Origin of the sequence: Natronococcus sp. CG52, from assembly GCF_023913515.1 — an archaeon.
Classification (GTDB): domain Archaea; phylum Halobacteriota; class Halobacteria; order Halobacteriales; family Natrialbaceae; genus Natronococcus; species Natronococcus zhouii.
Genome location: NZ_CP099391.1, coordinates 3,708,869 through 3,727,795, shown reverse-complemented (window position 1 = coordinate 3,727,795; position 18,927 = coordinate 3,708,869). Strand labels below are relative to the sequence as shown.

The window sequence follows — 18,927 nt, the reverse complement described above, 5'->3', positions numbered from 1 at the left end:
TGAAAGATTCGTGCCGAGTTTGGGGCCTCGCCTCACTCTCGCCGCGGGACGTCCGGGTGAGGGCGCCTACAGTCGCTCCTTGACCGTTCGGGCCGTCTTCTCGCCTACGCCCGCGACGCTCCGTAGGTCCTCGAGACTCGCCTCCCGAACGTTCTCCACGCTGCCGAACCGACCCAGTAGCCGTTTGCGCGTCTCGGGGCCGATCCCGGGGACGTCGTCCAGCACCGTCTTCACCTCGTCGCGGACCGTCTGGTGGTACTGGACCGCGAAGCGGTGGGCCTCGTCCCGAACTCGCTGCAGGAGGTGCAGGTGCGGCGCGTCGTTTGGCCAGGCGAACTCGCGACGGGGAGTGATGACGCGCTCTTCGGCCTTCGCGAGCGCGACGGCGGGCACGTCCCAGCCAACCTCCTCGAGCGCGTCCCGGGCCGCCTCGAGCTGTCCCTCGCCGCCGTCGATCAGCAACAGATCGGGGTCGGGACGCTCGTCGCGCCCCTCGACGGCCCGGAGAGCGCGCCACTCGAGCAGCGCCCGCATGTTCGCGTAGTCGTCGTTCTCGTCCGTGAGCTTCTTCCGGCGATAGTCGGCCTTCTCGGCGCTGCCGTCGACGAACGTGACGTCGCTCCCCACCGCGGACTTTCCGTGGGCGTGGCTCACGTCGAAGCCCTCGATCCGGCGGGCCGAATCGATCTCGAGCGCGTCCGCGAGCATGCCGCACTCGTCGCGGCCGCCGACGTTGCGCCGGGCGTTCTTCAGCGCGAGGTCGACGAGTTTGGCCTCCCGGCCCGCGCCGGGGACTCGCACGGAGACGCCCTCGGCCTCGAGCCAGGCCGCGACCTCCTCGTCCTCGTGGCGTTCGGGCAGCAACAGGGCGTCGGGCAGGTCGCGCTCGGCGTAGTACTGGACGATAAAGGCGGCGAGAACGGCGGGGACGCCCTCCTCTTCGGGGTCGATCTCGAGTCCGCCGCTCGAGGGCTCGGCCGGCGCGCCGCCGCCGGGGCCGGGCGCCTCGAGCGTGTGCCGATCCCGGTCGACCAGCTTCCCGTTCTCCGCGCGCAGGCGGGCGACGGTCGCGTCCCCGCCCTCGATGGCGACGCCGAGGACGTCGACGGCGCGCTCGTCGCCGACCGACTGGACCGCCTCGCCGCCCTCGCCGTGGAAGGCCTCGACGGTCTCGAGTCGGTCCCGGAGGTTCGCCGCGCGCTCGAAGTTCCGATCCTGGGCGGCGGCCTCCATCTCCCGGCGGAGCGGATCGGCGAGGATGCCGGTCTCGCCCTCGAGGAAGCGCTCGACGGCGGTGACGTCCTCCCCGTAGCTCTCGAGGTCGATCTCGCGGGTGCAGGGCGCGGTACAGAGCCCCATCTCGTAGTCGAGGCAGGGTCGGTCCCGGCCGGCGTACTTGTGGTCCGAGCAGCCCCGGACGCCGTACGTTTCTCGCAGGGCCTTCACGACGGTCTCGACCTGGCGCTTGTTCGTGTAGGGGCCGAAGACGGTTGCGGACTCGTTGGGGTCGCGAGTGATTTCGATCTGCGGAGCCTCGTGGTTCGTCAACTGGACCATCGGATAGGACTTGTCGTCCTTGAGCCGGACGTTGTACCGAGGCTGGTGGCGCTTGATGAGGTTCGCCTCGAGCAACAGCGCCTGCGTCTCGGTGTCGGTGACGGCGATCTCGATCTCGTCGGCGCGGTCGACCATCCGACGAATACGGGCGCTCCGCGGGTCGGCGTAGGAGCGGACCCGGTCCCGGATGTCGACCGCCTTGCCGACGTAGAGGGTCGCTCCGTCGGCCCGAAACTGGTAGACGCCCGGCTCTCGAGGCAGCGACTGCGCGCGATCCCGAACCCCGTCGGCGTTCATCGGCGGCCCTAGGGCGGCGGGAGGTTTCAGCCTGACTCCTCGGGCCGACGCGGTACATTCTCGGTGGTGGACTCACCACGTCCGACCATGAGCGAGGAGATCCGCTGCTGGCTGGTCGAACGGGAGTACGACGACAAGGGGCTCGTCACCCTGGCCTACGCGACGCCGGACGGCGAGTCCGTCTATCGCCGCGAGCTGGCCGCCTCGGCCGCGACCGGGTCGACGGTGACCGCGGCGAAGGACCTGCAGCCGGCGCAACTCGAGGCGGTGTCCGACGCCGAAACCCGGGAGCGGTACGCGACGGAGGTCGACCGCACCGCCGACCGGTACGACCCCGACGAAGCGATCTAGCGACGCGAGTTCGGACGCCTCGAGCGACGGTCGCGTCGATCCCGCTCGAGATCGTCGCAGCCGAAACTCCGTTACTCGGCCGGTTCGTCGTCCGCGTCGGCCCGCCGGCGAAGCCACTCGAGCGTCGCCGCCCCGCCGGCGAGTCCGGCGCCGGTCGTGAAGCCGGGCATTTCGTCGTCGGCGTCGGTATCGTCCGTCTCGTTTCCGTCTCCGGCGTCCCCACTTTCGTCGTCCGTTTCGTCTCCGGCTCCGTCGTCTCCGATCTCCGAATCGCTGTCGCTGTCGTCGTCTCCGACCTCACTCTCGTCATCGTCGTCCCCGGATCCGTCTCCGCCGGCCGGGTCGTCGTCCGGACAGTCGGACGGGCAGTCGTCCTCGTCGCCTTCGTACTCGTCTTCATCGCCGTCGCTTTCGTCTTCCTGCTGGTCGTCCTCTTCGTCCTCGCCTTCCTGCTGGCCGCCCCCGTCTTCGGGTTCGTCCCCGTCACCGTGTTCGTCGTCGCTCTCGTCGTCCTCGTCTCCCTCGTCGGGCTGTTCCTCGCCCTCGTCTTCGTCCGTTGGTTCGCGGAGCGCGACGAGTTCGTCGTCGTGTGCGACGTAGATCGTCTCGTCGCTGATCGCACAGATCGGTCCGACCGGCAGCTCCGATCCGTCCAGCACCCACTTTGCGGTGCCCTCGTCCGTGTCAAAGGCGACCAGATCCTCGTCGTACTCGATATCGGGGTGGGACGGCTCGTAGAAGTAGGCGTAGACGGTGTCGCCGCTGATGACGGACGAGACGTTATTGTAGCGAAGTTGTGCTTCCACGCCCGTCTCGGAACCGTCGAATCGACCCACGCTGAACGTGAAGTCGCCCCCGCCGGCGTACAGCTCGTTGCCGATCACGGCGTCGACTCCTTCGGAGGGAACTTTTCCGATTCCCTCGCCCGTCTGTGCGTCGGTGATGGGTCGAGCGTACGAGAGCCTGTCCAGGAGGACCGCAGTCTCCGTCGCGCGAACCTGGTAGCTTCCCCTCTCCAAGCGATCAGTTCGCCAGATCTCGTCGCCGGTTTCGGGCTCGAGCGCGAGCCCGGCTCCCGACCAGTTCTCCCCGACCGTGGCGTAGACGACGCCGTTCGCCGCGGCGGTAGTGGCGTGGAAGTCGAACTCCTCTTCGTCCTCGTCGGCGCCCGTTTCGACGGTGACCGAGTCGATCTCCCACCGGACCGAACCGTCGTCGGCCTCGAGGGCGTACAGCGTGCCGTCGGCGACGACGAACGCGGCTCCGTAGGCGACCGTCTGGCTCTCGATCGGCTCCTCGGGTGCGAACTCGGTCTGCCAGCGGACGCTGCCGTCCGAAACGTCGAGCGCGTAGAGTTCCTCGCCCGTCACGTAGACGGTATCGCCGACGACCGACGGCTTGTGCACGTCGAGGTCGTCGTTCTCCCAGCGCAGCGAGCCGTCGGCCGCGTCGTAGGCGCCGACGGGACCGGTCGCGTAGACGGTGCCGTCGGCGACGGCGACCGCCAGCGAACTTGCGGCTCCGTGACTTACCGAGTCGCCGTCGACGGTCCAGGCGACCTCGAGTTCGTCGCCGTCGAACTCATGGCCGTCTTCGATAAACCGCGCGTGGCCGGCGTCGCCGGCGAACGACGGCCAATCCTCGTCCACCATCCCCGGGTTAGGGTCGACGTCCGAATCTGGCAAACCCGCGGCGTCGTCCCCCTCGGATCCGGCGCCGATCGACGCGAACCCGCTGATCGAAAGCGCTGCACCAGTCGCCAGTACCGACCGTCGGTTCCAATCCGACATGCGGGTCTTCACACCTACCAGTTTCATTATTATCAGGTCACTATGCGAACTTATCTCCTCGTCAACTGTTGCGAACGAGAATGAAACGAAATCGAACGGTTTCGACCGGTTGGATTCGACGGCTTGGCCGTTACGATCAAGGTCGACCGGTCAATCGATCCGACCGGTCGAGACGCTTATGATTCTCCGAATCGCCGGCCGTAATTTTCCCGCTCGAGTAACAAACCTTATCGGCGGACGGTGTGACCACACGGCTAGACATGCCCGCCATCGCAGTCGACGGCCTGACCAAGAGGTACGGTCAGACGCTCGCGCTCGACGACCTCTCGTTTCAGGTCGAAGAGGGCGAGGTGTTCGGCTTTCTCGGCCCGAACGGCGCCGGGAAGTCGACGACGATCAACGCCCTCCTCGATTTCGTCCGTCCGACCGCCGGTCAGATCGAAGTGCTCGGACTCGACGCGCAGACGCACAGTCGGGAGATCCGCTCGAGAACCGGCGTTCTCCCCGAGGGATACCAGACCTACGAACGACTCACCGCTCGCCAACACCTCGAGTTCGCCATGGAGTCCAAGGGCGTCGACGACGACCCCGTACGGCTGCTCGAGCGAGTCGACCTGGTCGACGCCCTCGACAAGAAGGCCGGCGGCTACTCGAAGGGGATGGCCCAACGGCTCATGCTGGCGATGGCGCTCGTCGGCGAGCCGGAGCTGTTGATCCTCGACGAGCCCTCCACCGGACTCGACCCCAACGGAGCACGCGAGATGCGAGAGATCGTCCGCCGGGAGAACGAACGCGGCGCGACGGTGTTCTTCTCGAGTCACATCATGGAGCAGGTCGAGGCGGTCTGTGACCGCGTCGGCATCCTCCGGGACGGCGAGATGGTCGCCGTCGACTCCGTCGAGGGGCTCCGGGACTCCGTCAGCGAGGGAACGACCCTCCGGGTCACGGTCGACCGGATCGACGACGACGCGCTCCACGCCGTTCGGTCGCTGCCGGACGTTTCGAACGCAGTTGTCGAGGGCGAACAGCCCCCGACGCTGGTCGTCCAGGTCGAGGGATCGAAGACGGCCGTCCTCGGTGAACTCGAGGACCGCGGCGTCGAAGTGCGGGACTTCTCGACGGCCAAGGCGTCGCTCGACGACGTCTTCCGCTCGTACACGACGGAGGTGCAGGCTCGATGAGCTCCGAAACCGGCACCGGAACGGGTGGGAGCGATCGGTCGTCATCCGCGAGCTCCATCCACCTCGAGAGCGTCCGCGCCGTCGCGAAGAAGGACTTCCAGGACTCCGTCCGCTCGTGGATGTTCTGGGGGCTGAGCATCTTCTTCTTCACGCTGCTGGTCGCGCTGACCGGCGTCGTCTCGTACTTCGGCGAAGACCTCGCGGCGCAGGGCGTGACGACGGAAGTGCTCGTCGTCTTCGTCAGCGAGATCACGCGGCTCATCCTCCCGCTGATCTCGCTGATCCTGGGCTGGAAAGCCATCGCCGGCGAGCGCGAATCCGGCAGCATCAAGATCCTGCTGTCGCTTCCCCACTCGCGGAAGGACGTCCTCCTCGGGAAGCTGATCGGCCGGTCGGCCGTCCTGTCGCTCTCGCTGGTCGTCGGGTTCGTCCTCGCGGCGATCATCGTCGCCGCGCTGCTCGGGAGCTTCGATATCGCCGACTACCTCGGGCTGCTCGCGATGTCGATCCTCTACGGCGTCGCCTACACGAGCATCGCCGTCTCGCTCTCCTCGCTGACTCGCTCGACGACGATCGCGGGAGCGGCGATGGTCGGCGTCTTCGTCCTCTTCTACATCGTCTGGAACGCCATCATGTCGGCCCTTCGGCTCCTGATGGACCGCGGTTACATCTCGGGCGAGACGTACACGATGACGCTCAACGGCGAGACGTTCGAACCCGAACGGCTGCCCGACTGGGCCTTCTTCATCGAGTCGATCGATCCCGGATACGCCTACAACAACGCGCTGTCGATCGTGACGGGTGCCGCGGAGTCCGACCTGGACGTCCAGCTCGAGGAGGTCATGTTCGGCGGCGACATCCCGTTCTACCTCCAGGACTGGTTCGCGTTCCTGATCCTCCTGTTCTGGATCGTCGCGCCGATCGCCGTCGCGCTCTACCGGTTCGATCGGGTCGACCTCTAACGCCGCGGTCGTCCGGGAGCCCGTTTTACTGCAGTCCGCCGTTCCCCTCAGTCGGCGAGATACTCGAGACACCCTGCGAATTGAATTAGGTGTCCGAGCGGCGTACTCGAGCGCGTGACCGACTGCATCCTCTACGGCGGCAAGGGCGGCGTCGGCAAGACGACCTGCGCGGCGGCGACCGGCCGCCGTCTCGCGGCCGAGGGCCGGGAGACGCTCGTCGTCTCGACGGATCCGGCTCACTCGCTGGCCGACTCGTTCGACGCCGACCTCGGCCCGGAGCCGACGGCGCTCGATCTCGACGGCGTAGCAACCGGTTCAGCCGCGGAATCGGGCGGGCTCTGGGCCGTCGAGATCGATCCGGAGACGCGCAGGGAACGCTACGAGGACCTGACCCGGGCGCTGGCCGCCGACCTCCGCCGGGCGGGCATTCGACTCGAGGACGAGGAGATCGAGCGGCTCTTCGCCTCGGGAACGCCGGCCGGGAGCGACGAGATCGCTGCGCTGGACCTGCTCGTCGAGTTCGTCGACTCGGGGGAGTGGGACGTCGTCGTCTTCGACACCGCGCCGACGGGCCACACCCTCAGGCTGTTCGACACGCCCGAGGTGATGGGGCTGGCGCTCGAGACGGCGCGCTCGCTTCGCGGACAGGTTCGCCGGATCGGGAACGCGGCCCGGAGCGCGATGCTCGGCCCGATGTCGATGATGTCCGGAAGCAGGGAGGAGGAAGACGACCTCGCCGCGTTCCAGGCGCGCCTCGAGCGCGCCCGCGAACTGCTCGTCGATCCCGAGCGGACCGAGTTCCGCGTTGTCTTGCTCCCCGAGGGGATGGCCATCGCCGAGTCGGAGCGGCTCGTCGACCGGCTTCGCGAGGCCGACGTGTCGGTGGAACGGCTCGTGGTAAACCAGGTGCTCGAGAACCCCGACGAGGACTGTTCGCGCTGTCAGTCGCGACGCGAGCGCCACGAACGGCGGGTGGGGGAGATTCGGGAGACGTTTCCCGGCCTCGAGGTTGTCACGCTTCCGGAACGCGAGGGCGAGGTGCAGGGGCTCGAGGCGCTCGAGTCGATCGCCGGACGGCTTCCAGAGGAATAGGTTGGGAACGCTGTCGGTCGTCTCCCCGTAATCGTGGCTCGGGACGTGATCACGAACTCGAACCGTGCGCACGTGCCTGGGTTCGTGAATCCGAGCGTCCTGCTCGCACGAGCACTCGGGATTCCACGTCCTCCCCAGCCGATTCGCTCGCGCGGCTTCGTCTCGCGATTCACCGCCGTTCATCGCGAGACGGCACGCGCCACCGCTGGTGTCCGTCTCCCCAGTTCGATTACTCGAGGTCGATCCCGCGCTCCGCGAGTAGCTCCCGGAACTCGTCCTCGTCGACGATCGGCACGTCGTTGGCTTCGGCGTCGTCGCGCTTCGTCTGTCCGGGGTTCTCCCCGACGACGAGGTAATCCGTGTTCCCCGAGACGCTGCCCGCCGCGTTCGCGCCGTGGGCCTCGACGGTCTCCTGGGCCTCGCTTCGAGTGACGTCTTCGAGTGACCCCGTAAAGACGAACGTCAGGCCCTCGAGCTCGTCGCCGCCGGTCTCGAGGTCGGACTCCTCGGGCGAGACGTGCTCGAGGACGTCGTCGACGGCCTCGGCGTTGGCCTCGCTCGCGAAGAAGTCGTGGATCTGCCCGGCGACGGTCTCGCCGACGTCGTCGACGCCCTCGAGCCGCTCGGGTTCGGTCTCGGCGACCTCCCGGAACGCCGCGAACGTGCCGAACTCGCCCGCGAGTTCGCGGGCCGTCGCCGGCCCGACGTGGGGGATGCCGAGCGCGGAGAGGAAGTCCGGCAGCGGCGGCTCCCTGCCGGATTCGAGCTCCGCGAGGAGGTTCTCGGCGCTCGTCGCACCCCATCCTTCGAGGGCGGTCAGCGCCTCGCGCTCGAGTTCGTAGAGGTCGGCGACGGACTCGAGCAGGCCCGCGTTCACGAGCTGGCGGACGCTCTGCTCGCCCAGCCCCTCTAGATCCAGTCCGGCGTCGCTCGCGTAGTACTCGATCGACCGCCGAAGCTGGGCGTCGCAGGCCAGCCCGCCGGTACAGAAAGCCATCGGCCCGTCGCGCTCGATGGCGCTGTCACAGACGGGGCAGCGGTCGGGGAGGTCGTAATGGCCGGTACTCCCTTTCTCGACGACCTCCTCGACGTACGGGATCACGTCGCCGGCGCGTTGTACGCGGACGGTGTCGCCCACGTTGACGTTCTTCTCCGCGATCTCCTCCGGGTTGTGAAGACTCGCCCGGGAGACCGTCACGCCGCCGACGTCGACCGGCTCGAGCAGGGCGACGGGTGTGACCCGGCCGGTACGACCGATCTGAACCGCCACGTCGGCGATCGGGGTCACCTCCGCGCGTGCGGGGAACTTGTAGGCGAACGCGTAGCGGTCGTGGCGCGCGGTCCGTCCCAGCTCCTCGCGGGCTTCGCGGTCGTCGACCTTGATGACGGTGCCGTCGATCTCGTAGCCGAGGTCGTCGCGGGCCTCGAGCATGCGATCGCGGTAGTCGATCGCGCCCTCGATGTCGTCCGCCACCTCGACGCGGTCGTTGGTTCGGAGGCCGTACTCGGGGAAGCGCTCGAGTTCCTCGCGGTGGCTGTCCTCGAGTTCGCTGGCCTCGAGCACGTCGAAGTAGAAGACCTCGAGGGGCCGGTCGGCGACGACCGACGGATCGAGCTGTCGGATCGTGCCTGCGGTCGCGTTGCGGGGGTTGGCGAACGGCTCCTCGCCGCGTTCGATCCGCTCCCGGTTGTGTTCCTGAAAGGCGTCTTTCGGCATGTAGACCTCGCCGCGGACCGCGAGGAACTCCGGATAGTCGCCGTGGAGCCGCTGGGGGACGGAGCCGATGGTCCGGGCGTTTCGCGTCACGTCGTCGCCCTCGCGGCCGTCGCCGCGGGTGACCGCGCGCTCCAAGCTGCCGTCCTCGTAGACGAACTCCATCGAGACGCCGTCGAACTTGGGTTCGCAGACGTAGTCGACCTCGTCGACCTCCCTTCGCACGCGCGAATCAAATTCGCGGACGTTCTCGACCTCGCCGCTCTGGTCGATCGAGAGCATCGGCGCGACGTGTTCGACCGTCTCGAACGCGTCGATCGGCTCGCCGCCGACGCTCCGGGTGGGGCTGTCGGGATGCGAGAGGTCGAACGCCCCCTCGAGTTCCTGTAGCCGGGCGAACAGCGCGTCGTAGGTCCGGTCCGCGATGATCGGCTCGTTCTCGACGTAGTATCGGCGGTCGTGCTCGCGGATCGCCTCGCGGAGCAGTTCGACCTGCCGTTCGGCTCGCTCCGGCGGGAGGTCCTCGACCGGCGCGAAGTCGGTCGGCGGATCCCGGATGTACGGGTTGTCTTCGTCTACGTTTTCGTCGGCGACGGACATTCGTTGCTCGAGCGTAGCCACTCCCACCCGTTAACGTTACTGACGACGACTCGGTTGAGCGGGGCCGCGAGCGAATCGATCCGACTCGAGACGAATCACTTCCACGGATTGTCCACCAGTTCGGCCTGGACACGCGAGCCGACGGCGATCCGACAGTCCGTTCGTGGGGCGGCGATACACAGGAGCACGTAGCCGTCGTCTCGGTGTCGTGACTTCAGCGCTTTCGGCGTCCGTCGATAGGCGAACGCGTCCGCGACGTTGGTCGGCTCCTCGTCGCGTGCATCGTCGTCGGCCGCCGTCCCGTCGATCGCGAGCAGCCGTCCCACACAGGTCCCACACGCCCCGGTGCGGCAGCCGTACGGCAAGGAGCGGCCGGTCCGCTGGGACGCCTCGAGCACCGTCTCGTTCTCGTCGACGTCGATCGTCCGACTCGGACCGCCGACCCAGTCGAGGGCGACTTCGTAGCGAGCCATCGCTCGGCTCACTGCCAGACGTCGCTCGTGCAGTCGCCGTCGGGCCACCGGATCTCGTGTGCGCGGGCCGGCCCTGCCGGACACTCTCCCCAGTCGACGAGGAAGTCCTCGTCGAGTTCGAGGGTGCCCTTTCGCGGGTCGACGTCGGCTTTCAGCATCACCGATCCCCGTTCACCCTCCTCGGGGTAGAACTGGTTGTCCCACGACGAGAACAGCGAGGTGGTCCAGTAGAGCCGTTCGCCGTCCAGCGAGAGCTGAATCATCTGCGGGCCGGCGGCCAGTTCGCGGCCCTGGACTTCCTGGACCTCGCCGAAGGTGCCGCCGACCGAGAGCGAGTCGGCCCGGCGCGGGTTCGCGGGGTCAGAGACGTCGTACATCCAGACCTCGCCGTGGAGCCAGTTCGAGCCGAACAGATAGCGATCGTCCATCGAAATCAGGATGTCGGTCGGCAGGGCGGGAACCGGCATGTCCCAGTCGTCGTGCTCTCGGCTCTCGAAGTCGATCACCTTCTCGGCGCGGTACTCGTCCCCCTCGTCGTCCCACCAGAAGTGGAAAATATTCGACGAGAGCGCGGCGCCGACGAACCCGTGGGTCGATTCCGGCGTGTGGAGGAAGCGCACCTCGAGCGGGATCATTCCCTCCTCGCCGAGGTCGATGGTCTGCTCGACGGTGCCCTCCTCCCAGTCCCAGAAGTGGATCTTCTGGCCGTAGTTGCCCGCCTCGACGTCCTCGATGTCGAACCCCGGGTAGTAGGTCTTCGGCGCGGCCCACTCGCTGGAAACCATCACGTTGTGCCGGGGCTGGTACCAGTAGTCGTAGTTCATCTCGACCTCGCCCGGCGGCTCCCACCGCCCTTCGATCTCGAAGTCGTCGTTCAGTTCGAGGAACCCGCCCGGAAGCTCGCCGTCGGCGTCCCCGAGCATGCTGATTAGGATCTCCCCGTCCGGAATGCAGTGGACGGTATGCGGTGCGGAGAGGTCGTGCTCGAAGACCTCCTCAGGTTCGATCACCTCGACCAGTTCCGGGTTCCGCCGATCCTTCGCGTCGATCACGTGGATCCGCGAGGAGCGCTGACCGGGGACGATCAGGTGCCGGCGCTCGAGACCCTCCACGTGACACGAGGAGGAACAGGCGTTCCAGCCGAAGTGGTGAAGTTCGTCGCCGCGGTTGGGTAGCTCGACCTGGTCGAGGATCTCTCCGTGGGTGTCGGAGTCGGGATCGAGGTCGACGACCGCTACGAAGTCGGGCGCGTCGACGTCCGTGCCGACGTAGAGGCTCATCACGTAGGCGAGTTCCTCCCGTCCTCCTTCCTCGATGGCGGCCTGGGGCGTCGCGTAGCCGGGCCCCTCGTGGTCGTGGTCGTGATGTGCGTGGTCGTGATCCTGGTCCGGTTCCCCGTCACTTGGCGTGTTAACGTCACTCATAGTTCTGCAGATCTTCTGACCACGAACCTGCACATAAGTCTGTGCGGGGGCTACACCGACCCGGTTCGGGCGAGTAAACGGGGTCGACAAACTGACGCGGCCGACGGTTGTTCTCGGCATCTCGACGGAGTCTCGGGAGAGCCGACGTCGAACGCCGTCGCGGTAAGCGGCGACGCGACCCGGGCTCGGGTAGAGGATACCCAGTACTTTACCCGCCAGAGCGAGTAGGACCGAGTAGATGGAACAGGGACCGGAATCGGAGTACGGACTGGTCGATCTCGAGGAAGCCGAGACGCCGGGGGACGAGTGGGAGGAGATCGACGTCTCGGACACCGAAGCCGATCGAATCGCCCGCAAGCGCGATCGGAAGTTCGAGCAGTTCGAAGAGCGGATCAAGGACGCCGACCAGTTCAAGGTCGAGCAGTCGGTGTTCGACGATGCGACGCTGGCGGCGCTGTACAAACTGGTCCAGGACGGCTACGTCGAGGCCTTCGGCGGCCCGCTCTCGACCGGCAAGGAGGCGAACGTCTACCACGCGCTCGGCGACGACCGCGACGTCGCCGTCAAGGTCTACCGGATCAACGCCTCGAACTTCCGGCAGATGCGCGACTACCTCGAGGGCGATCCGCGCTTCGAGGGCCTAGGGGGCAAGAAGAAGGACGTCGTCCTCGCCTGGACCAAAAAGGAGTACGCCAACCTCGGACGGGCGGCCCGGGCGGGCGTCCGGGTGCCGGAGCCGATCGCGACCGAGCGCAACGTCCTCGTGATGGAGTACATCGGCGACGACGAGGGCCGCGCGAAGCGCCTCGGCGAGGTCCACATCGAGAACCCACAGACCGCCTACGAGGTCATGCGCGAGTACATGCGCCGACTCTACTCGGCGGGGCTGATCCACGGCGACCTGAGCGAGTACAACGTCGTCTTCGACGAGGGCCAGCTCGTCGTCATCGACCTCGGCCAGGCCGTGACCGTCCACCATCCCAACAGCCGCACCTTCCTCGAGCGGGACTGCGAGAACGTCGCGAACTTCTTCTCCCGGCAGGGACTCGAGACCGATCCCGACGAGTTGCTCGAGTTCGTGACGGATCCGGATCCGGATCCGTCTCGAGACTGAGCCGGCCGAAACGCTTGTTATCGCCGCGCGACACTGGTTACTCGATGCCGTCCGCTCTCGAGTGGCACTGGCGCCGGGACGTCTCGAGAGCGAACAGTCTCGTCACCGCGGGCGACGCGGCCTAACCCGGCGGCCGCGGCGACGGGCGCTCCCTCCGTTCTTCTCCACGTATCGCGGGTCAGCCGCCGCCATCGAATTCGAAATAGAATGCCGAACCCGACCGATTCGACCGACAGAACCGACCGTACGATTGCCGACGTCGACGACACGACTGCCGCCGACGACTTCACCGTTACGCCGTACGACGTCGAAGGCGACGTCGACTATGCGAAACTGCTCGAGCGCTTCGGTGCCGACCCCCTCACCGACGAGCAGATCGACCGCCTGCCCGATCATCCGGCGATCCGCCGGCGGACGTTCTACGCCGGACGGGGCGTCGATCGCTATCTCGAGGCCGCCGAATCGGGCGCTCCCCACGCCGTCGTCACCGGCAGGGGACCGTCCGGTCCGATGCACCTCGGCCACGCTCTGCCGCTCTATCTCGCGAAGCGCTTCCAGCAGGAGACGGGCGCGACCGTCACCGTCCCTCTCTCGGACGACGAGAAGTTCCTCGCGAAGGACCGGTCGTTCGCGGAGATCGGCGAGCACACCCGCGAGAACCTGCGGGATATCCTCGCCGTCGGCCTCGATCCCGACCGGACGCGGATCGTCGTCGATTCCGCGGACGCGGACGTCATCTATCCGATCGCCGTTCGCCTCGCGAAACACCTCACGCCCGCAACCGTCGAGGCCGTCTACGGCGAGCAGGATACCGTCGGACTGCAGTTCTACCCCGCCGTGCAGGCGACGCACCTCCTGCTTCCGCAACTCGTTTCGGGTCGCCAGCCGACGCTGGTTCCCATCGCCGTCGACCAGGATCCGCACGTGCGGATCTGCCGCGACGTCGCGGCGAAGGGGGCCCTGCCCGTCGAGAAGCCGGGTGCCCTGCTCGGTCGCTTCCTCCCGGGACTCGAGGGGCCCGGAAAGATGAGTTCCTCCGGCGATTCGGCGTCGATTGCACTCACCGACGATCCCGAGACCGTCGCCGAGACGATCCGAACCCGCGCCTACACCGGCGGCCGGGCGACGCTCGAGGAACACCGCGAGCGAGGCGGCGACCCGTCGGTCGACGTTCCGTTCCGGTACCTCCGATACTTCTTCGAGGCGGACGACGACGAACTCGAGCGCCTCGCTCGCGAGTATCGGTCCGGCGACCTGCTCAGCGCCGAGCTGAAGGGGATCGCGATCGAGCGAATCACCGACTTCCTCGCCGAACACCAGCGCCGTCGGGCGGCCCTCGGACCGCTCGCGGACGAACTCGAGCCCTACCGGTTGACCGCCGAAGAGCGACGGACGGCGCTCGAGTCCGCCGGCGTTCCGGCGTCGCTGCGGACGTAACCGCCGCAATTCGCTTCTTCTCTCCTCTTCTCCCTCCCGAACGTCTTAGTGGCTCGCCCGCGCGCGACTACGTATGAATATCGGCATCGTCTCCGACACCCACGACAACGTCGCGGCGGCCGAGCGAGCGGGCCAGATCTTCGAGGAGGAGGGCGTCGAGGTCGTCGTCCACTGCGGCGACTTCGTCGCGCCGCCGGTGCTCCCCTCCTTCGACGGGTTCGAACTCCACGGCGTTCTCGGGAACAACGACGGCGAGATCTCCGGCCTCGAGGCGGGGTTCGACGCTCTCGGCGGGGAGAGCGCGCTCCACGGCCGATTCGCAACCCTCGAGTTCGACGGCCTCTCCTTCGCGGCGCTCCACGGCGAATCGAAAGCGGAGGTCGAGGCGCTCGCCGCGGCCGAAGAGTACGACTTCGTCTGCTACGGCCACCACCATCAGCGCGACCACACCGAGGTGGGGCGAACGACGGTGCTCAACCCCGGTGCCCACTTCCCGACCGTCGACGACGACCATCGAACGGTCGCTGTCATCGACACGCTCTCGGAGTCGGTTCGGTTCCGGTCCGTCCTCGAGTAGTCGGAGGATACTCGGCTTGCAGCGAGTCACCGGCTATTTATCTGCGGTAGCCGTTGCGACCGACATGGGCCGAGATCGCCGCGATCGTCCGCCCGGAAGGCGGACGCGCCCCGCCTACACCCGAAGACGACAGTCCTGGTACGGATACGGGTCGATAGCGAGCATGGAGAAGAGCCGGTTCGGCTGTTTTCTCCACGACGTCGCGTCCATCTTCGGAGAAGTTTCGATCCTCGGACTGCCGGTACTGATGTACATCGCGACGACCGGTACGGGTGGAAATTACGGCGTGACGGCGGCCGCGCTGGTCGCGTGGACGACGATGGTCTTCGGGGGGGCCCTCGTTCGCGGCGGATCGATCCGCCCGCTGGGAACGGAGACCCTCGGCTGGGTGACGTTCTCTCCTTCGTTGATCGGCCTGCGACTGGTGTACTACAACGCCGTCTTCCTCGCGGCGGCCCCCGGCGGCGTGGTGGTCGCGACCGCGGTCGGGACGCCGACGCTCTCGCTCGTAGTCGCGTTCGTCGTCGCGGCCCTGGCGACGCTTTCGTTCCCGCGACTCGGCGAGGCGGTCGCTCGTTCCCGGCAGCCGTAACGTCGTTCGTCACCTCTCACATGAACATCCGATCGACGGGGAGGTTCCGATCGCTCGGTGCGAGTCCATCCGACCCGAGGGTCTCGATCCGGTCCGCGAGCTCGTCGTAGTACCGACTCATCGCCTCGGAGCGTTCGCGAAGCTGTTCGTCCTCGATCGCCAGTCCGTACTGCTCCCGAAGAAACGCAAGGAATCGAAGGGCCGCGTCGAAGTCCGGTCCCGGCGGGTGGATCGGCGTGACGAGCGTCCCTACCGGCGGAAGCTCGCCGCTCAGACTCCGGTTCGCGAACTCGCCGGGAACGCCGTCGAGGACGCCCCCGCCGAGCGGTGCGATCTCGGTGTCGTCGAGTCGCCGCGCTCGATACTCGGGGGTCGCGACGAAGAAGAGCGCGTGTTCGTCGGGCCCGTGCGGAACCGGCACGCCGTGAAAGACCGTGATCTCCTCGAGTTCGCTCGAGGCGACGAAATTCTGGACGGCGTCCGCGAACGTCGGCGCGGTCCACACCGGGACGACGGTCTCGCTGGTGAGGACGTAGCAGTCGTGCTCCGGGGCCGCGTAGAGCCGGATCGGCTGTCGCGGGGTTCCGTCTTTGAACGGCGTGCTCGTCGGAAAGTTTCGGGCCCGAACGTGACCGATCTGCTCGAACTCGTGCCGGTGGACCAGGTGATCGACGGCGGTGAGGCCTGCGAGTCCGACGTTCGAGAGGCCGACTACGAGCGTTCCCTCGAGCGATTCGTCGCTCGAGACGGCGACCTCGTATCGCGGTTCACTCGTCATAGGGTGCGTACGTCGGAGCGGATCATAGTTGTTCCACTGCTGATCACGGACAAAGGTCTTAACCTCGCCCGGCGAGTACCGTGGGGTATGAAGCACGTGAAGATTCCGCAGGACCGCATCGGCGTTCTCATCGGTGAGGGCGGCGAGACGATGCGCGAAATCGAGGCGGAAGCCGAGGTCCGATTGGACATCGACTCGGAGAACGGATCCGTCGCCGTCGAGACAGTTGGCGACCCCGTTCGCGGCCTCAAGGGCCCGGAGATCGTTCGTGCGATCGGCCGTGGCTTCCCGCCCGAGGAAGCACTGCAGTTGCTCGAGGACGACATGATCCTCTTCGACCTCGTCGACATCGACGCCGCCGCGCGCAACACGAACGACATGAAGCGAAAGAAGGGCCGGCTCATCGGGGAGGGTGGCCGCACCCGAGAACTCATGGAGGAACTCTCTGGCGCCGACGTCGTCATCTACGGCTCGACGCTCGGGATCATCGGTACGCCACCCCAGGTCGACGCCGTCCGCAGCGCCGCCGAGATGCTCCTGGACGGAGCGCCACACGGCGCCGTCTACTCGTTCCTCGAGGAGCGACACAACGAGATGAAACACCAGGGCATGCAGTACCACCGGTACCCTGGATCGGGCGAAGAGCAGGTCTGAGTCGACCCTCGAAACACCCTCCTCTCGACGACCGGTCGCAGATGCATTTCCTGCAGTGACTGTACCCCGTGAGCGGCGGGTCCGTGGCACATCTTCGAGCTACGGTCTGCCCCTGCAGTGGACGCACCGATCGAACGGGCGGCCGACCGTGCCGCCCGAGAGCCGGTCGGTTTCCCGATTCGAAATCGTCACGGAAGTCGCTGGAAGCGATCCGAAATCTCGAACGCCGGGAGGGCAATGTCGGCGTCGTCGGGCCGGGAACCGGTTCGGGTCGGCTCCTCCCGTTCGAACCGGATACACTACCCCGATTGCTTTTCGGGACGACTCCTACTTAACCGACCCTCAGCGAACTCGCTTCATCGGCTGGCTACAGCGATTATAATACACCTTCAACGGGCCAGCAGGACCGCCTGACTGTAAACCATTCGCACGCCTCGAGCGGGCCGGTTACGAAACTTTTATATAGAATAACAATCAATCCTTCGGGTGACTATGGCTCAACAGCAGATGGGCAACCAGCCCCTTATCGTTCTCTCGGAGGACAGCCAGCGAACCTCCGGTAAAGACGCGCAGTCGATGAACGTTCAGGCCGGAAAGGCCGTCGCCGAGTCGGTACGAACGACGCTCGGACCGAAGGGGATGGACAAGATGCTCGTCGATTCGTCGGGCAACGTCATCGTCACCAACGACGGTGTGACCCTCCTCTCGGAGATGGAAATCGACCACCCGGCGGCGGACATGATCGTCGAAGTCGCCGAGACTCAGGAGGACGAGGTCGGTGACGGCACCACCAGCGCCGTCGTCATCGCCGGCGAACTCCTCAGCCAGGCCGAGGACCTCCTCGACCAGGACATCCACGCGACGACCCTCGCCCAGGGGTACCGCCAGGCCGCCGAGGAGGCCACGGACGCCCTCGAGGAGATCGCGATCGACGTCGACGAGGACGACGAGGAGATCCTCCAGCAGATCGCCGCTACGGCGATGACCGGCAAGGGTGCGGAGAGCGCCCGCGACCTGCTCGCGGGGCTCGTCGTCGACGCCGTCCAGTCCGTCGCGGACGACGACGAGGTCGACACGGACAACATCAAGGTCGAGAAGGTCGTCGGCGGCTCGATCGAGAACTCCGAACTCGTCGAGGGCGTCATCGTCGACAAAGAACGCGTCTCGGAGAACATGCCGTACTTCGCCGAGGACGCGTCGGTTGCGATCGTCGACGGCGACCTCGAGATCAAGGAGACGGAGATCGACGCCGAGGTCAACGTCACCGACCCCGACCAGCTCGAGCAGTTCCTCGAGCAGGAAGAACAGCAGCTCCAGGAGATGGCCGGGAAGGTCGCCGACGCCGGCGCCGACGTCGTCTTCGTCGACGGCGGCATCGACGACATGGCCCAGCACTACCTCGCCCAGGAGGGCATCATCGCCGTCCGTCGCGTCAAGTCCAGCGACCAGTCCCAGCTGGCCCGCGCGACCGGCGCCACGCCCGTCACGAGCGTCGACGACCTCACCGAGGACGACCTCGGCTTCGCCGGCAACGTCGCCCAGAAGGAGATCGCCGGCGACCAGCGCATCTTCGTCGAGGACGTCGACGACGCGAAGGCCGTCACCCTCATCCTTCGCGGCGGCACCGAGCACGTCATCGACGAGGTCGACCGCGCCATCGAGGACTCCCTCGGCGTCGTGCGCACCACCCTCGAGGACGGTAAGGTCCTCGCCGGCGGCGGCGCACCCGAAGTCGAGCTCTCGCTCGCCCTGCGTAACTACGCCGACTCCGTCGGCGGCCGCGAGCAGCTGGCCGTCGAGGCCTTCGCGGACGCACTCGAGGTCATCCCGCGAACCCTCGCGGAGAACGCCGGTCTCGACCCCATCGACTCGCTGGTCGAGCTGCGCGCCGACCACGACGCCGGCGACACGGCGTCCGGACTGGACGCCTTCACCGGCGACACCATCGACATGAGCGAGGAAGGCGTCTACGAGCCGCTGCGCGTGAAGACCCAGGCGATCGAGTCCGCTACCGAAGCGGCCGTCATGCTGCTGCGCATCGACGACGTCATCGCCGCCGGCGACCTCGCGGTTGCCGACGACGACGATGACGAGGAGATGCCACCCGGCGGCGGCATGGGTGGCGGCATGGGCGGCATGGGCGGCGGTATGGGCGGCATGATGTAGGCCGACCTTCCGCACCGTACGTGCGCCTCCGGCGCACCCTCGACAGAATCTTCGAAAGAGCACGGAGCGCTCCCGCTCTTTCGGATCGGGCGATTCTTCCGCTCGAGCCGTCGTTCACCGCTCGAGTCGGCCCATATTCACTCTTCCTGCGGTTCGTCGTCGCGCCCG

General features: G+C 67.0%; 16 protein-coding genes. 10 read left to right on the top strand and 6 right to left on the bottom strand.

The window, feature by feature from the left end; all coding sequences use genetic code 11:
- Positions 1–66: 66 nt before the first annotated feature.
- The gene (locus tag NED97_RS18690) at positions 67–1,854 is read right to left on the bottom strand and encodes an excinuclease ABC subunit C (RefSeq protein WP_252488516.1); all 1,788 of its coding nucleotides are present in this window, start codon (positions 1,852–1,854) and stop codon (positions 67–69) included.
- Positions 1,855–1,941: 87 nt separating this feature from the next.
- Between NED97_RS18690 and NED97_RS18685 the strand changes: the two genes are divergently transcribed.
- On the top strand, positions 1,942–2,205 hold the full coding sequence (locus NED97_RS18685; protein ID WP_252488515.1) for a hypothetical protein: 264 nt from the start codon (positions 1,942–1,944) through the stop codon (positions 2,203–2,205).
- A 71-nt stretch (positions 2,206–2,276) separates the two neighbouring features.
- Here NED97_RS18685 and NED97_RS18680 read toward each other — a convergent pair whose 3' ends face one another.
- Entirely contained in the window at positions 2,277–3,995 is a 1,719-nt protein-coding gene (locus NED97_RS18680; protein WP_252488514.1) for an outer membrane protein assembly factor BamB family protein, read from the bottom strand.
- Between the two features lie 260 nt (positions 3,996–4,255).
- Here NED97_RS18680 and NED97_RS18675 point away from each other — a divergent pair, with 260 nt between their 5' ends.
- From NED97_RS18675 to NED97_RS18665, 3 genes are all read left to right on the top strand, one after another.
- Entirely contained in the window at positions 4,256–5,176 is a 921-nt protein-coding gene (locus NED97_RS18675; protein ID WP_252488513.1) for an ABC transporter ATP-binding protein, read from the top strand.
- Positions 5,173–6,138 carry an ABC transporter permease gene (locus NED97_RS18670; protein ID WP_252488512.1) on the top strand — a complete coding sequence of 322 codons (966 nt, stop codon included), beginning with the start codon at positions 5,173–5,175 and terminating at the stop codon, positions 6,136–6,138. Before NED97_RS18675 ends, NED97_RS18670 begins: the two co-directional genes overlap by 4 nt.
- 114 nt (positions 6,139–6,252) lie before the next feature.
- On the top strand, positions 6,253–7,230 hold the full coding sequence (locus NED97_RS18665) for an ArsA family ATPase (protein WP_252488511.1): 978 nt from the start codon (positions 6,253–6,255) through the stop codon (positions 7,228–7,230).
- A gap of 229 nt (positions 7,231–7,459) precedes the next feature.
- Here NED97_RS18665 and ligA read toward each other — a convergent pair whose 3' ends face one another.
- From ligA to NED97_RS18650, 3 genes are all read right to left on the bottom strand, one after another.
- Positions 7,460–9,544, bottom strand: a complete 2,085-nt coding sequence (gene ligA, locus NED97_RS18660) for an NAD-dependent DNA ligase LigA (protein ID WP_252488510.1) — start codon at positions 9,542–9,544, stop codon at positions 7,460–7,462.
- A 95-nt stretch (positions 9,545–9,639) separates the two neighbouring features.
- Positions 9,640–10,017 (bottom strand): 2Fe-2S iron-sulfur cluster-binding protein, encoded by a 378-nt coding sequence (locus NED97_RS18655; protein WP_252488509.1) that lies wholly within the window; start codon positions 10,015–10,017, stop codon positions 9,640–9,642.
- A gap of 8 nt (positions 10,018–10,025) precedes the next feature.
- Positions 10,026–11,441 carry a selenium-binding family protein gene (locus NED97_RS18650; RefSeq protein ID WP_252488508.1) on the bottom strand — a complete coding sequence of 472 codons (1,416 nt, stop codon included), beginning with the start codon at positions 11,439–11,441 and terminating at the stop codon, positions 10,026–10,028.
- 238 nt (positions 11,442–11,679) lie between these two features.
- Between NED97_RS18650 and rio1 the strand changes: the two genes are divergently transcribed.
- The 4 genes from rio1 to NED97_RS18630 all read left to right on the top strand — a co-directional run bounded on the left by rio1 (position 11,680) and on the right by NED97_RS18630 (position 15,161).
- On the top strand, positions 11,680–12,555 hold the full coding sequence (gene rio1 / locus NED97_RS18645) for a serine/threonine-protein kinase Rio1 (protein WP_252488507.1): 876 nt from the start codon (positions 11,680–11,682) through the stop codon (positions 12,553–12,555).
- Positions 12,556–12,762: 207 nt separating this feature from the next.
- Positions 12,763–13,992, top strand: coding sequence for a tryptophan--tRNA ligase (locus NED97_RS18640; protein ID WP_252488506.1), 1,230 nt, complete (start codon positions 12,763–12,765; stop codon positions 13,990–13,992).
- Positions 13,993–14,065: 73 nt separating this feature from the next.
- On the top strand, positions 14,066–14,569 hold the full coding sequence (locus tag NED97_RS18635) for a YfcE family phosphodiesterase (protein ID WP_252488505.1): 504 nt from the start codon (positions 14,066–14,068) through the stop codon (positions 14,567–14,569).
- 163 nt (positions 14,570–14,732) lie between these two features.
- Positions 14,733–15,161: a hypothetical protein gene (locus tag NED97_RS18630; protein ID WP_252488504.1), complete on the top strand. Its 429-nt coding sequence runs from the start codon at positions 14,733–14,735 to the stop codon at positions 15,159–15,161.
- A 16-nt stretch (positions 15,162–15,177) separates the two neighbouring features.
- Here NED97_RS18630 and NED97_RS18625 read toward each other — a convergent pair whose 3' ends face one another.
- Positions 15,178–15,939 carry a proteasome assembly chaperone family protein gene (locus NED97_RS18625; protein WP_252488503.1) on the bottom strand — a complete coding sequence of 254 codons (762 nt, stop codon included), beginning with the start codon at positions 15,937–15,939 and terminating at the stop codon, positions 15,178–15,180.
- Positions 15,940–16,026: 87 nt separating this feature from the next.
- Here NED97_RS18625 and NED97_RS18620 point away from each other — a divergent pair, with 87 nt between their 5' ends.
- Positions 16,027–16,593 (top strand): KH domain-containing protein, encoded by a 567-nt coding sequence (locus NED97_RS18620; RefSeq protein WP_252488502.1) that lies wholly within the window; start codon positions 16,027–16,029, stop codon positions 16,591–16,593.
- A gap of 507 nt (positions 16,594–17,100) precedes the next feature.
- A complete protein-coding gene (thsA, locus tag NED97_RS18615) occupies positions 17,101–18,759 on the top strand; it encodes a thermosome subunit alpha (protein ID WP_252490657.1) in 1,659 nt (552 codons plus the stop codon).
- The last annotated feature ends 168 nt before the right edge of the window (positions 18,760–18,927 follow it).

Excerpts from the sequence above, each read along its gene's own strand:
- NED97_RS18690 (WP_252488516.1), bottom strand. The coding sequence starts at position 1,854 with ATGAACGCCGACGGGGTTCGGGATCGCGCGCAGTCGCTGCCTCGAGAG.
- NED97_RS18685 (WP_252488515.1), top strand. The coding sequence starts at position 1,942 with ATGAGCGAGGAGATCCGCTGCTGGCTGGTCGAACGGGAGTACGACGAC.
- NED97_RS18680 (WP_252488514.1), bottom strand. The coding sequence starts at position 3,995 with ATGTCGGATTGGAACCGACGGTCGGTACTGGCGACTGGTGCAGCGCTT.
- NED97_RS18675 (WP_252488513.1), top strand. The coding sequence starts at position 4,256 with ATGCCCGCCATCGCAGTCGACGGCCTGACCAAGAGGTACGGTCAGACG.
- NED97_RS18670 (WP_252488512.1), top strand. The coding sequence starts at position 5,173 with ATGAGCTCCGAAACCGGCACCGGAACGGGTGGGAGCGATCGGTCGTCA.
- ligA (WP_252488510.1), bottom strand. The coding sequence starts at position 9,544 with ATGTCCGTCGCCGACGAAAACGTAGACGAAGACAACCCGTACATCCGG.
- NED97_RS18655 (WP_252488509.1), bottom strand. The coding sequence starts at position 10,017 with ATGGCTCGCTACGAAGTCGCCCTCGACTGGGTCGGCGGTCCGAGTCGG.
- NED97_RS18650 (WP_252488508.1), bottom strand. The coding sequence starts at position 11,441 with ATGAGTGACGTTAACACGCCAAGTGACGGGGAACCGGACCAGGATCAC.
- rio1 (WP_252488507.1), top strand. The coding sequence starts at position 11,680 with ATGGAACAGGGACCGGAATCGGAGTACGGACTGGTCGATCTCGAGGAA.
- NED97_RS18640 (WP_252488506.1), top strand. The coding sequence starts at position 12,763 with ATGCCGAACCCGACCGATTCGACCGACAGAACCGACCGTACGATTGCC.
- NED97_RS18635 (WP_252488505.1), top strand. The coding sequence starts at position 14,066 with ATGAATATCGGCATCGTCTCCGACACCCACGACAACGTCGCGGCGGCC.
- NED97_RS18630 (WP_252488504.1), top strand. The coding sequence starts at position 14,733 with ATGGAGAAGAGCCGGTTCGGCTGTTTTCTCCACGACGTCGCGTCCATC.
- NED97_RS18625 (WP_252488503.1), bottom strand. The coding sequence starts at position 15,939 with ATGACGAGTGAACCGCGATACGAGGTCGCCGTCTCGAGCGACGAATCG.
- NED97_RS18620 (WP_252488502.1), top strand. The coding sequence starts at position 16,027 with ATGAAGCACGTGAAGATTCCGCAGGACCGCATCGGCGTTCTCATCGGT.
- thsA (WP_252490657.1), top strand. The coding sequence starts at position 17,101 with ATGGGCAACCAGCCCCTTATCGTTCTCTCGGAGGACAGCCAGCGAACC.